General features: G+C 56.6%; 12 protein-coding genes. 7 read left to right on the top strand and 5 right to left on the bottom strand.

The window, feature by feature from the left end; genetic code table 11:
* Window positions 1–36 precede the first annotated feature (36 nt).
* Window positions 37–780, top strand: coding sequence for a MerR family transcriptional regulator (locus tag AACV31_RS04610; RefSeq protein WP_041924235.1), 744 nt, complete (start codon window positions 37–39; stop codon window positions 778–780).
* A 24-nt stretch (window positions 781–804) separates the two neighbouring features.
* Here the strand turns inward: AACV31_RS04610 and asd are convergent, their stop codons facing one another.
* The 3 genes from asd to AACV31_RS04595 form a co-directional block, all read right to left on the bottom strand.
* Window positions 805–1,662: an archaetidylserine decarboxylase gene (asd, locus tag AACV31_RS04605; RefSeq protein WP_165156399.1), complete on the bottom strand. Its 858-nt coding sequence runs from the start codon at window positions 1,660–1,662 to the stop codon at window positions 805–807.
* A 197-nt stretch (window positions 1,663–1,859) separates the two neighbouring features.
* Window positions 1,860–3,368, bottom strand: coding sequence for a GMC oxidoreductase (locus tag AACV31_RS04600; RefSeq protein WP_007767468.1), 1,509 nt, complete (start codon window positions 3,366–3,368; stop codon window positions 1,860–1,862).
* A gap of 45 nt (window positions 3,369–3,413) precedes the next feature.
* Complete coding sequence (locus AACV31_RS04595; RefSeq protein ID WP_165156401.1) at window positions 3,414–4,961, bottom strand: GMC oxidoreductase; 1,548 nt, start codon at window positions 4,959–4,961, stop codon at window positions 3,414–3,416.
* 493 nt (window positions 4,962–5,454) lie between these two features.
* Between AACV31_RS04595 and tehA the strand changes: the two genes are divergently transcribed.
* A complete protein-coding gene (gene tehA, locus AACV31_RS04590; RefSeq protein ID WP_165156403.1) occupies window positions 5,455–6,462 on the top strand; it encodes a dicarboxylate transporter/tellurite-resistance protein TehA in 1,008 nt (335 codons plus the stop codon).
* A gap of 57 nt (window positions 6,463–6,519) precedes the next feature.
* Here the strand turns inward: tehA and AACV31_RS04585 are convergent, their stop codons facing one another.
* Window positions 6,520–8,430, bottom strand: a complete 1,911-nt coding sequence (locus AACV31_RS04585; RefSeq protein WP_165156405.1) for a methyl-accepting chemotaxis protein — start codon at window positions 8,428–8,430, stop codon at window positions 6,520–6,522.
* 440 nt (window positions 8,431–8,870) lie between these two features.
* On the opposite strand from AACV31_RS04585, the gene AACV31_RS04580 reads away from it, so the two are divergent.
* Together AACV31_RS04580 and AACV31_RS04575 are read left to right on the top strand one after the other, a co-directional pair.
* Entirely contained in the window at window positions 8,871–9,257 is a 387-nt protein-coding gene (locus tag AACV31_RS04580) for a VOC family protein (protein WP_161590019.1), read from the top strand.
* A 154-nt stretch (window positions 9,258–9,411) separates the two neighbouring features.
* A complete protein-coding gene (locus AACV31_RS04575; protein ID WP_165156407.1) occupies window positions 9,412–9,972 on the top strand; it encodes a thioredoxin fold domain-containing protein in 561 nt (186 codons plus the stop codon).
* Between the two features lie 38 nt (window positions 9,973–10,010).
* On the opposite strand, the gene AACV31_RS04570 is transcribed toward AACV31_RS04575, so the two are convergent.
* Window positions 10,011–10,526: a GNAT family N-acetyltransferase gene (locus AACV31_RS04570; RefSeq protein WP_165156409.1), complete on the bottom strand. Its 516-nt coding sequence runs from the start codon at window positions 10,524–10,526 to the stop codon at window positions 10,011–10,013.
* Window positions 10,527–10,626: 100 nt separating this feature from the next.
* Between AACV31_RS04570 and AACV31_RS04565 the strand changes: the two genes are divergently transcribed.
* The 3 genes from AACV31_RS04565 to AACV31_RS04555 are packed head-to-tail and all read left to right on the top strand — an operon-like array spanning window position 10,627 to window position 12,039.
* A complete protein-coding gene (locus AACV31_RS04565; protein WP_165156411.1) occupies window positions 10,627–10,950 on the top strand; it encodes an antibiotic biosynthesis monooxygenase family protein in 324 nt (107 codons plus the stop codon).
* The gene (locus tag AACV31_RS04560) at window positions 10,943–11,341 is read left to right on the top strand and encodes an amino acid-binding protein (RefSeq protein WP_165156413.1); all 399 of its coding nucleotides are present in this window, start codon (window positions 10,943–10,945) and stop codon (window positions 11,339–11,341) included. The genes AACV31_RS04565 and AACV31_RS04560 overlap by 8 nt, the downstream gene beginning before the upstream one ends.
* Complete coding sequence (locus tag AACV31_RS04555) at window positions 11,314–12,039, top strand: ArsR/SmtB family transcription factor (RefSeq protein ID WP_165156415.1); 726 nt, start codon at window positions 11,314–11,316, stop codon at window positions 12,037–12,039. The genes AACV31_RS04560 and AACV31_RS04555 overlap by 28 nt, the downstream gene beginning before the upstream one ends.
* Window positions 12,040–12,080: the final 41 nt, after the last annotated feature.

Below are 12,080 nucleotides of genomic sequence, written 5' to 3'. Positions count from 1 at the left end.
ATTCCTGTGTCGGTTTTGATCGTGAGTGAAGATCCTATGGCGTTTTACAGCATTGGCGAGATAGCAGAACGGTGCGGGATTAACCCCGTGACGCTGCGCGCCTGGCAGCGGCGCTATGGCCTGCTTAAACCCCAACGCAGCGAAGGCGGCCATCGCCAGTTCGATGAAGACGACATTCAGCGTATTGAAGAGATAAAACGCTGGATCAAAAGCGGCGTACCCGTCGGCAAAGTGAAAGCGTTGCTCGATAAAGACGTCGTGGTGGCGCCCGAAGCGTGGAATGTGGTTCAGGAAGAGATGATGAGCGTGGTGCGTCAGGCGCGCCCGGCGACGCTGCGCGCCAAAATCACGGCGTTGCTGCGCGAAAACGCCGTGGACGGGCTTATCGATAACGTCTTTCTGCCGGTACGCCATCGGTTAAGCCTCGATCAATACACCGCACCGTCGATGCGCAGCATGATGGACGGCGCGCTTATCGAATACGCTACGCTGTTTCTTGCCGAAGCGCGCAAAAAAACCACCAAAGAAGCGCTGCTGATGGGCTGGGGCAATGTGGATCGCGCCCGCCTGTGGCTGGAAGCCTGCCGCCTTGCGCACCAGGGCTGGCATATTGACCTGCTGGCCGAGCCTCTTGATCTGCCGCACCCTGAGCTGTTCCCTAACCAGCACTTTTTCGTCTGGACCGATGCGCCGCTCACCCGCGAGCAGCAGGAGCGCGCCGCCCACTGGAAGGCGCAGGGGTATGCCATCACCTTTTTAACCGATCAGAAACCCGCGTAACCTGAGGCCGTCCATTCACGTCGTTCAGGGCGCGGTGGCGCGGCCCAGCGCCTCTCCGTACCGGATAGTCTTCCCTTCCAGCACGGCGTTATTCCAGCGCACGCGCTGTTCGCCAAACAGCACGATAACGGTGGAACCCAGATGAAAATGCCCCAGTTCATCGCCTTTCTCCAGGCGCAACGGGCTGGCATAACGCAGGCTGGTCATCTTTCTCCCCGGCGGATTCACGACGCCTGCCCATACCGTTTCCACGGAAGCCACTATCATGGCGCCAACCAGTACAATCGCCATCGGCCCGGCGTCGGTATCAAAAAAACAGATGACTCGCTCATTGCGGGCAAACACGCCGGGAATGTGGCTGACGGTGGTCTGGTTGACGGAAAACAGTTTTCCGGGCACGTACACCATTTCACGTAAAACGCCTGTGGCAGGCATATGCACACGGTGATAATCGCCCGGAGATAAATAGACCGTGGCGAAGCTGCCGTTGTGAAACGCCGCGGCGTGTTTCTCGTTTCCGCCCAACAGCGCCTTTAGCGTGTACTCATGGCCTTTGGCCTGAAATAAACGAGCCTCATGAATATCGCCTGCCTGGCTTAACAGACCATCCGCCGGGCTGACAATCACGTCGTTCCCGGCAGCGACAGACCGGCATTCCGCTTTCAGTCTGCGAATAAAAAAGGCGTTGAAGTGGGCATAGTCCTGAATATTCTCGTCACGCGCCTCGCGCATATCAACGTGATAGCGCCGGATAAACCAGCGAATAAGGCGGGTCTTAAACCAGGGCGCAGAAATAAGCGCTATACGACCGGTCAGGCGGGATAAAAGATGTTGCGGCAGCGTATACTGCATCAGGACAAATAGCCGTTGACGTAATGACATGCCCTATACTCCCTGTTAACGGCGAAAAAACGGTAGCATATTGTGAAGTGGTGGGCAGGGCATCTCAACGCAGATAAAATATGTTATGGCGAAAGTTTCGCTTTTAAGGAGCAACGTTACTCTGCCTGAAAAATAAGCGCCGCCCGGTGCGAAAGGGCTTATCCCGGGCGGCGTGAAAATAATCAGCAGGGAAAGTTTCAGGAACCGTGCGTTAATTTAGCAATCAGTTTATCTGCGACATTACAGGACCAGGCGGCGATAGTCAGGCTCGGCGCGCCGCCAGGAGACATCGGCAAGGCCGCCGAGTCGGCGACATAAAGCCCCGGATTATCAAAAACTTCTCCGTTATCACCCACAACGCCATCCAGGATGGATGTGCCCAGACATGCCCCGCCCATAGGGTGGACTGTGACCGGATTACGCGGCGCGTAAATTTTCGTCTTAGTGCGGGATTTAATATTTTTAAGCTCGTCGTCGATGTCCGCGTAAATATCGTTATCTTTGACGCTATATTTAATCACAAATTTCCCGCGTTCAATCGAGGCGACGCCCGTGCTGTTATCGCCGCCGAACGCGATAATCACCGACTGTTTACGTAACCAGCGCTTTAATAACGCGGGCGCGGGAACATACTGCAACCCCTGAATATGCGCGCGAAGCACGATGACGCGCGAGTTGGTTGAGTCATGCAGGCGAAAAGGCGCGGCGATCGGCATGCCTCGGGAAAGGTCCCTGTCGCTATTTTCTTTCCAGACGCCAAAGAAATCGCCATTGCCGCTGAATTCACGCCCCAGGCGCGGCATCCCTTTCAGACCTTTAGTGACATCACGGCTGCGCAGCAGCAGACGAGTCGTATTCAGCCCGCCAGCCGCGACAATCACATGCTGCGCCTGCACCGCTTCCGTAGCGCCTGTGTGATGGTTTTTATAGCGCACCTCATAACGCATTCCGTCCGGCGCCTCTTCCAGCCGCGTGATGGCTAACGCTTCGCACAGATCTTTAACAACCAGCCCTTGCTGTACCGCAGGCCAGATAAACGTGAAGTCGAGCGTGGTTTTCGCGCCGGACGGCGAGCCCAGAAAACTGTTGTTTTCCATGTCGCACTCCCAGCGCTCAATGCCGTTTTTATCGGTGATTTTTGCAGGCTTGCCCGGTATCGCGGGCAGCAACATGCCGATAGCCGGGTGCCCAAGGCAGGTCAGCAAGCCCTGATAGTTGTTGTCTTCAGTGCGGTTGGGCTCGTGATCCTCAGGCGTCAGCGGGCGGGCGGCGAAAGCCTCGATAATTTCCTGATAGTAAGGCTCCATACCGGCCTGCGAGATAGCAGGGTGATGGTTGTCCCAGTAATCCGGGAACAGCGGGCGCTCCAGGAAGCCTGCGTAAACATGACTGCCGCCGCCGACGCTGGATGAGCAAATAACATTAATGCCGTCGCCGGAATACGCCTCGATAAAGCCTTTCTTGTTAAGCGTTACGCGACGCTTCATCCGGTGGGAGCCGAGCGAGCGTATCCCGTGTGTATACGCTTTTTTGCCCTGCGGCAGCGGCACAAGATTTTTTAACCCCAGCGACCGGTTCGGCACCGTATCTCGCCACGGGCCGCGCTCCAGCATCATGACATCACGGCCCGCCGCCGCGATACGCTTTGCTGCGGTTGCGCCGCCAAATCCACTGCCAATGATCAAAACTTCCACTTTATTTTTCATTTATCAACCTGCAATAACGGATAAAAAGGTAAGCGAGAGGCGCAGTTAACGGACGGGCGCTTCCTGGCCCGAATGCGTGGCATCCTCCTCGGAGAGCGTCTCCAGTAAAGCGTCAGCCACCTGCGCCGCCCAGACGGCAATGGTCAGGCTGGGCGGACGGCCAGGGGACTCGGGCAGCGCGGCGGCATCCGCGACGTATAAACCAGGATTATCGAAGATCTCGCCATTTGCGCCGATGACGCCATCGGCATTCGAGGCGCCGAGACAGGCGCCGCCAAGCGGCTGAACGGTCAGCGGTGAGGAGGGCGCGACAATTTTTGTGTTGAGCAGCCGCCTGATGGCGTTCATCTCGTCCTCGATTTCCTGATAAACATGGCTTGATTTTTTGTCGTATGTCACCCTGAACCGGCCCTTATTCAGCTGCATCGTGCCGTTGTTGTTATCTTTGCCGAGGCCGACGAGAAAACTGTTGCGGCGCGTCCACTTTCTGAGCCAGCCGGGCAGGGGAAAATCATCCAGTCCCTGCATAGCGGCGCGCAGCATCAGCACCGACTGGCTTTTCGAGCCGCGCGCCCGGAACGGGCCGCTGAGCGGCAGGCCTACCGACAGATCGCGGTCGCTGTTCTCTCTCCAGAAGCCGAAAAATCCGCCATTGGTGCCGAACCCCTCGCCAAGCCGCGGCATCCCCGTAACGCCGCCTTTTGTCGCACGGCTTTGTAGCAGTAACCGAACCGTATTCAGGCAGCCCGCCGCGAGGATCACATGCCTGGCGCGCAGGCGACGATGCGTTTTTCCGCGGTGATCTTTATAGAGGATTTCGTAGCGCATTCCGTCGGGTGCGTCAGTGAGCTTTAAGAGGGAGGTCACCTCGCACATTTCACGCAGGTCGAGGCCGCTTTGTATGGCAGGCCAGATCGCTGCGAAATCCAGCGTCGTTTTTGCGCCAGACGGCGAACCCAGCACGCTGTTATTACGGTAATCACACTCCTGGCGCGCCACGCCATTGTTATCCACGACGGTCTGCGCGTGGCCGGGCGTGTCGGGAAACAGCACGCCAATTAACGGCGCGGGCAGGCCGTCTGTAGAGAGCAGCCCGTCATAACAGGTTTCATTAATGGCGTTCGGGACGCGATCGTCAGGCGTAATGCTTCTTGCATTCAACAGACTGACCATCTCTTTGTAATAGCCATCCATCTTTTGCGCGGTGATGTCCTGATGGTGTCCGTCCCAGTAATCAGGGGCGACCGGGCGCGCCAGCATCGCGGCATAAATATGGCTGCCGCCGCCGACACCCGATGAGCAAATAATATTAATGCCACGCCCTTTATAAGCTTCAATAAAGCCTTTGGTGTTGAGAACTAACGGGCGGCGGAATGCCGATGACTGGACGGAGCGGAGACTGTGGGTGAGGAGTTTCCATCCCTGAGGCAATGAGACAAGAGGCTGGCAGCCGATCGAGCGGTTTGGAACGGTGTCTCGCCACGGGCCACGCTCCAGCATCACCACTTCGCGCCCCGCTTCCACGAGACGCTTCGCGGCAATCGCGCCGCCGAAGCCGCTGCCGATAACCACGATTTCCACTTCATCTTTCATTACGTTCACCTGTGCACAGCCATCCAGTAGCGATGTTTTTCCATGGTCTGAAAATAACAACAACTGTAAGGTTACTTATTTGTTAATTAATGAGGCTTATGGTGTTGCACAATAAAAGGACCAGCAAGGTAGATATTGTGCGTCTATTAAAAGAAAAACTTTCAAAGCGTTGGCTATCCATTATTCAGAAATCAGGCTATTAGCCCGATAGCGAAGCGGTAAATAAAGAATAACTTTCATGCAGAATAAAACGGCGCGTTGCGCTTAATCACAGGATGAAAAAGAGGAAGGTGACAGAAAATATGGCGGTATGCGTCATCTTTTATTAACACTGTTCATGTTGTACGGACGGCACGACAAGTCGCCGTCGGCATGCGCCGGGTGTTCTTAATAGCTGATGGCTCATAACGGCGATATGATACGGGCCTTCAGACCCGTTTTTACGACCGGATACGCAGTAAAAAAACCGGTCGTGTTTGGTGAGCCATCATATATGCATAAAAAAGAATTACCCCGGAAGGTGCTTAATCTCCCGGTGGGCTACTACGGCATGGTGTTAGGCATTATCGGGATGGGCTTTGCCTGGCGTTACGCCAGCACCCTCTGGCCCGTCAGTTCGCTTATCGGCAACGGTTTCGTTGTGCTGGCGATGATTATCTGGCTGCTGTTGAGTGTGGCGTTTGTTGTTCGCGCCGTGACGTTTCGTGAGAGCGTGCTGGCGGAACTGCGTCACCCTGTGCAAAGCAGTTTTATCAGTCTCTTTCCCGCCACCACGATGCTGGTGGCCATTGGCATGACCCCCTGGTGTCGGCCCGTCGCGCTGGCGCTTTTCTTCACCGGCGTGGCGGCGCAACTGTGTTATGGCGCCTGGCAGTCCGCAGGGCTGTGGCGCGGCAACCATCCAGGCGACGCCACGACGCCGGGGCTTTACCTGCCCACCGTCGCGAATAATTTTATCAGCGCGATGGCATGCGGCGCGCTGGGGTTTCATGATGCGGGGTACGTGTTCCTTGGGGCGGGCGTGTTCTCATGGCTGAGCCTTGAGCCTGTGATTTTACAGCGGCTGCGTAGCGCAGGTTCATTGCCTGTGCCGCTGCGAACCTCTCTGGGGATACAGCTGGCGCCTGCGCTGGTCGCCTGTAACGCCTGGCTTGCCGTTAACGGCGGCGAGGCGGATGTCTTCGCCAAAATGCTCTTTGGCTATGGCCTGTTGCAGTTGCTGTTTATGCTGCGGCTGATGCCCTGGTACCTGGCGCAGCCCTTTAACCCCTCGTTCTGGAGCTTCTCGTTCGGCATTTCAGCCCTGGCCAGCACAGGCCTTCATCTGGGTCATCACAGCCAGAGTGGGTTTTTCGCTGCGCTGGCCGTTCCGCTGTTTATTTTTACAAATACCATTATTGCGCTGCTGCTGGTGAAGACGGGTCTGCTGCTGATGCAGGGAAAACTACTGATCCGTGTTGAGCGCGAGCCCGCGTCCGACTGCCCGGAAGAGAGGATGTGACGCCTGTAAAAAAAAGCCCGGCGCTGGCCGGGCTTTTTGTTGCGCTCAGGAGGGGACTCAGAAGGTTTCCCAGTTGCCTGCGCCATCGGCAGCCAGCGTTCTCGTTGGCGCCATGACCGGTTTCGCCGCTGGTTTCTTCACTATCGTGTCGCCCAGGCGGAAGCGTGAGATAAGCTGAGACAGCTCACCCGCCTGTTGTTCGAGCGACGCGGCAGCGGCAGAGGATTCCTGCACCAGCGCGGCGTTCTGCTGGGTCGTGGAATCCAGCTCGCTCACGGCTTTGCTTATCTGATCGATACCGCGGCTCTGTTCGTCCGACGCGTGGGAGATTTCCGTCATGATCCCGCTGACGCCTTCCACGGAGGAGACGATATCCTTCATGGTTTCGCCCGCTTTGTTGACCATCGCGGAGCCGGAGCTGACACGGTCAACGGATTCCTGAATCAGGCCCTCAATCTCTTTCGCGGCCTGCGCGCTGCGGCTGGCCAGCGTTCTGACTTCGCCTGCGACCACCGCGAACCCGCGCCCTTGTTCGCCGGCGCGTGCGGCTTCTACCGCGGCGTTCAGCGCCAGGATGTTGGTCTGGAAGGAGATGCCATTAATCACCGTGATGATGTCTTTGATTTTGTTCGAGCTGTCAGTAATGTTCTGCATGGTTTCGACCACATCCCAGACAATCTGCCCGCCGCTGCGCGCGTTCTGCGCGGCGGTGTTCGCCAGCGTGCTGGCCTCGCGGGCGTTATCGGCGTTGCGTTTTACGGTCGAGGTTAACTCCTCCATGCTGGCGGCGGTTTCCACGACGGCGGCCGACTGCTCCTCGGTACGCGAGGCCAGATCGGTGTTACCGACAGAAATCTGCGAAGACGCCGAGGCGACATAAACCACCGATTCTTTGATCTGGGTAATCAGCTCGCGCAGTCGCTGGTTCATGGTCGCCATCGCCGCGCTCAGTCGGCCAAGCTCATCCGTAGAATCCGCTTCAATGACCGTGGTCAGATCGCCTGCGGCGATACGCTCCGCCACGTTCAGGTTATAGCGGATCTGCGAGGTCATCTGACGCGTAATCAGCCAGGCGATGAACAGCCCGATAACCACCGAAAAGAGCGCGACAATCGCAACGATATACATCACATGCTCAATTTTGGCGCTGCTTTTATCCGCCTGGAGCTGTGCCAGTTCGGCAGTGGCGTTATTGAGTTTGTCGGCAACCGCGGTCATGTTGTCCGCCCCGGCCTTCGCGTTTTTCAGTGCGAGGCTATAGGCATCGGCCGCGCTGGCAAGCGTATTCAGCGCTGACTGGAGCGTATCGGCTGAGCCTGCGACCGCAGAGGTATTTTCGGTTTTAATCGCCGCCAGTGAAGATAAAGCCTGCTGCGCGTCGGCACGTAATTGCTGTAGCCCGTCTGCCCCACGCGAGGAGACAATGACCCCCGCATCAGCCCGCGCTTTTTCGATAAAATAGAGCAGATTGACGCTGGATTTGGACAGCGACTCACTGTTACGCAGCGCGCTAGCCGCCTCGTCAAACACGGATTGCCGGGCTGCTTCCAGTACCTTTTTACCCTGCTCAATACTGGCGCTTTCCAGCCCGATAAAATTACTGCGCGCGTCGCTGTACTCTTTAACCTTCGCGCTCAGTCCCTGAAATAACAGCCCTGCGTCTTTTTCCCAGGTGAACTTATCGCCTTCTTTAATTTTATCCGCCATTTTATTAATAGCGGTGAGATTCGCCTGCGCGGCCTTATCTTCATGCGTTAACTGATAAATCAGCCGGTTACGCCTGGCGTTATTGAGGTCATTGCTTATCTGATTGACCAGCTGTTCTTTATCAGAGTGCTCGCTGATAGCCGAAAGCTGATTAATATTAATGGCGGAAGCAATAATAATAATCCCGACCAGTACTGAAAAGCCGCCAAACAACTTCGCTGCTACGGAAAGATTTTTAAAAACACCGGGTCTGCCTGTCATTGTTGATTCCTCGGCTGCTTATCTTGCTGTCATAACGCATTGCTCCGCCGCGTTGATTGGCACGCGATAGTTCGCGCGCTGATGAAGCGCGGCGGGCAAGGTATTGTCTGTTTAATCCATAAAGGTTATCGGCACAAACTAAAATTATATTCAGGATATATTTTCAGGAATTTTTCATCTTCTTTATAATCAGGGTATTAGTTATTTTTTGCGATGTAATATCTGTGAGCGAGTTAACAAAGGGAATACAGGGTGGGGTTATTCAGGAATGCTTTGCGTAAAAACCATAAGCATGATCAGAATATAAACCGCGCATTTTTTATTAGCACGCTAACTCATGGCGCGTGAATCATACCGGAAAAAAGCTTTTGCCGACAAATGACGCTACACCCGGCGGGTACACTGATGGCGCGTTTATTTATCACGATAACGAGGTAGACATGTCTTTTACCCATATGCGCATTGCAAGACCGGTCACCGATCTCGAGAAATCTTTCCGGCTCTGGTCGCAGGGGCTGGGCCTGACACGGCTTGCGGATTTCACCGATCACGCGGGTTTTAGCGGCGTGATGCTGGGGCGCAGGGATGTGCCCTGGCATCTCGAATTCACAGTCTGTCTTGCACACCCTGTTACGCCATCGCCCGGCCATGAAGATCTGCTGGTCCTTTATTACCCGGATAATACCGAATGGCAGCGGACGTGCCGCACGCTCGAAGAGGCTGGGTTTACCCGCACGCCGTCTTTTAACCCTTACTGGGACATCAACGGGCAAACCTGGAGGGATCACGATGGTTACCGGGTGGTGGTGCAACACCAGGCGTGGTAATACGTAGCCCGGCGTTCTGACCGACCTACCAGAATAAGTAAATCCTGATAAAGATCATGCTCTGCGGGGCGCGGAAGGCTACACTGCTTCTGCGCTTTTTTGCGCGTAATAACAATAAATTAATCCCGGTCAGTAAGGGAGTACAGGGGGTAAAATGAAATATAGCGCGTTACTGGCGCTCGCCATGGTTTGCTTACACAGTGGCAATGCGTTATCGGCCGCACCTGCGTTAGCGAATCAGACGCCGGATCAGAGTTATCAGGAAACTATCAAAGCCTTACCCGCGCTTCAGCCCATTACCTTTAAAGCGGCGCATGAAACGCATCAGGTGCTGGTGTTTATCGATAACCAGTGCGTGTATTGCACCAATGTCGTTAAAAACATTAATACCTATACCGATGCGGGTCTGACGATGTCCTTTTTAACCATCGCGCCCGGCGCTATCCGGGATTCCGTTATAGCGGATATGGCCCGGGTGTGGTGCGCCACGGATAAACAGAAAAGCCTGAAGAATGCGATGGTGGGGTTTTTACCGGATAATGACGCCACACCGGAATGTGAAAACCTGATCAAAGCGCAATCCGCTTTCGCGATTAAAAACGGCGTTGAGGTGACGCCCACAATGGTAGTGCTGGATAACCCGCCGCAGGTATTTTTAGGCTCTCTGACGGCTGAAACTATACTGGCTCGTCTCTCCGCGCCGTCGCATAAATAATTATTTACCGCGGCGTCTCACAGGGCGCCGCGTACAGGCTAAAGCCGTAAGGCCATGGCGCAGCGCCCGGCGCGCGTAAAGCCGTGCGCGGCTTCTTCATCAAGCAGGCGAGCCAGACGTTCCGGCATCTCTGCGTCTGAAAGCACGTGAAAACCCAGACGCGTATAAAACGGCTGATTCCACGGCACGTTTCGAAACGTCGTCAGCGTCAGCCCGGCGAGCTGTTTTTCCCGTGCGTGATGAATGGCCCCGGCCATCAGCATTTTCCCAAGCCCCATTCCCTGACAATCGCGCATCACCGCCACGCCCAGAATATGCAGCGCGTCGGCGGTATATTCCCCGTTAATAAACCCGACGGGAATGTCATCGTTATTCACCACAACCGCAGAATATCCCTGATCGCAAAGCCGGTAATGTAAATCCTCAGGCTGGACGCCATCGCTCGCCACCCAGGCGAGCGCCGGGATCGTCTCAAAAGCGCTGTCCGCCGAGCGCTCAATGGCCTGAAGACAACCAATATCTGCGGTTACGGTCTTTCTGATACGAAAAGTCATGATGGCTCCCTGTTCTGCCGACTCCATATTTCGCCCGCGGGCGAAGCATCGCGTTTTCATGCTCTTACACTGGAGCAACATTCAGTGATGGAGAAAACCCATGATCGCCGTTTTATTTGAAGCGCAGGCGCTGCCTGAGGCGCAGTCGCGTTATTTCGAACTCGCCGCGGCCCTGAAACCGCTGCTGGCGGATGCGCCGGGCTTTATCGACCTTGAGCGGTTCCAGAGCCTCACCGTGCCCGACAGGATTTTGTCGCTCTCCTGGTGGGAGAGCGAAGAGGCGGTGCGTCAGTGGAAAGGCAATCTTATGCATCAGGCCGCTCAACAGGAAGGGCGGGCGCGCATTTTCGCGCATTACCGTATCCGCGTGGCGCAGGTGCTGCGCGATTATTCCTCTGATACAAAGGATAACGCACATGTATGATATCCACGTGATCCTCAGCAATACGCCAGGCGCGCTGGCCGCGCTGGGTACGCTGCTTGGTAAAAGCGGCGTCGGTCTTGAAGGCGGCGGCGTCTTTTCATTTGCGCAGGAGAGCCACGCGCATTTTCTGGTGGAAGACGGCGAAACGGCGCAGCAGGTGTTGCAGGACGCCGGATTCACGGTGCGCCACGTCGCCCGTCCGCTTATCCGCAAGCTGCCGCAGGCGCGTCCGGGCGAGCTTGGCGAGATAGCCCGGGCGCTGGCAGATGGCGGTGTGAATATTCTTGTGCAGTACAGCGATCACGCCAACCGGTTGATTCTTGTGACCGACAACCACGAACAGGCGGAAAAGGTAACCAGACCATGGGCAGTCCCGGACGAAACCCCCTGACAGACGCCGACACGGCGCCAGGGCTTGAGCAGGCGATGTCGGGCGTCGCGGCGGCGATGGCGGATCCCTCGCGCGTCACGATGCTCTGCGCGCTGATGGATGGCAGGGCGTGGACCGCGACGGAGCTCAGCGCGGTGGCGGATATCGCGCCGTCCACCGCGAGCGCGCATCTCTCGCGTCTGCTGGGCCACGGGCTGGTGGTCTGCCTCTCTCAGGGTCGCCACCGCTACTACCGGCTGGCGGGGCATGACATCGCCGGGCTGCTGGAGACGCTGATGGGCGTTTCCATGAGCCCTCGCCGTCAGCCTGCGACCCGTACGCCGGGGCATTTACGCCACGCGCGCACCTGTTATGACCATCTGGCGGGCGAACTCGCCGTGCAGCTCTACGCGTTTATGCTGGAGGAAAAATGGCTGACGCCGGATGGCGACGCGCTGACGCCGTTCGGGCGCGAGCGCTTTGCGGCGCTTGGGGTGCCGCTCAGTCCAAAGCCCAGACGCAAAGCGTGCTGCCCGTGTCTCGACTGGAGTGAGCGGCGTTACCACCTGGGCGGCGATGCCGGTGCCGCCTTACTGACGCTGTTTTTACAGGAAGGCTGGCTTCTGAGAACGCCGGGCTACCGGGAAGTGACCGTCACCGCCGCCGGGCGCGCCGCGCTGCGTCGCGTCTTCGCCATTGATAGCGCGGTAACAGTCTGAAAAGCTCGCGATAATTCATCGTGCCGTCATGCAAACACTAT

Source organism: Cronobacter sp. EKM101R (assembly GCF_963888145.1).
GTDB lineage: Bacteria > Pseudomonadota > Gammaproteobacteria > Enterobacterales > Enterobacteriaceae > Cronobacter > Cronobacter turicensis.
This window is presented reverse-complemented; position numbering and strand designations above follow the sequence as displayed.

What these genes read in the sequence shown, in the direction of transcription:
- AACV31_RS04555 (WP_165156415.1), top strand. Translation starts at nt 11,314, where the DNA reads ATGGGCAGTCCCGGACGAAACCCCCTGACAGACGCCGACACGGCGCCA.
- AACV31_RS04570 (WP_165156409.1), bottom strand. Translation starts at nt 10,526, where the DNA reads ATGACTTTTCGTATCAGAAAGACCGTAACCGCAGATATTGGTTGTCTT.
- tehA (WP_165156403.1), top strand. Translation starts at nt 5,455, where the DNA reads ATGCATAAAAAAGAATTACCCCGGAAGGTGCTTAATCTCCCGGTGGGC.
- asd (WP_165156399.1), bottom strand. Translation starts at nt 1,662, where the DNA reads ATGTCATTACGTCAACGGCTATTTGTCCTGATGCAGTATACGCTGCCG.
- AACV31_RS04595 (WP_165156401.1), bottom strand. Translation starts at nt 4,961, where the DNA reads ATGAAAGATGAAGTGGAAATCGTGGTTATCGGCAGCGGCTTCGGCGGC.
- AACV31_RS04560 (WP_165156413.1), top strand. Translation starts at nt 10,943, where the DNA reads ATGTATGATATCCACGTGATCCTCAGCAATACGCCAGGCGCGCTGGCC.
- AACV31_RS04580 (WP_161590019.1), top strand. Translation starts at nt 8,871, where the DNA reads ATGTCTTTTACCCATATGCGCATTGCAAGACCGGTCACCGATCTCGAG.
- AACV31_RS04565 (WP_165156411.1), top strand. Translation starts at nt 10,627, where the DNA reads ATGATCGCCGTTTTATTTGAAGCGCAGGCGCTGCCTGAGGCGCAGTCG.
- AACV31_RS04585 (WP_165156405.1), bottom strand. Translation starts at nt 8,430, where the DNA reads ATGACAGGCAGACCCGGTGTTTTTAAAAATCTTTCCGTAGCAGCGAAG.
- AACV31_RS04600 (WP_007767468.1), bottom strand. Translation starts at nt 3,368, where the DNA reads ATGAAAAATAAAGTGGAAGTTTTGATCATTGGCAGTGGATTTGGCGGC.
- AACV31_RS04610 (WP_041924235.1), top strand. Translation starts at nt 37, where the DNA reads ATGGCGTTTTACAGCATTGGCGAGATAGCAGAACGGTGCGGGATTAAC.
- AACV31_RS04575 (WP_165156407.1), top strand. Translation starts at nt 9,412, where the DNA reads ATGAAATATAGCGCGTTACTGGCGCTCGCCATGGTTTGCTTACACAGT.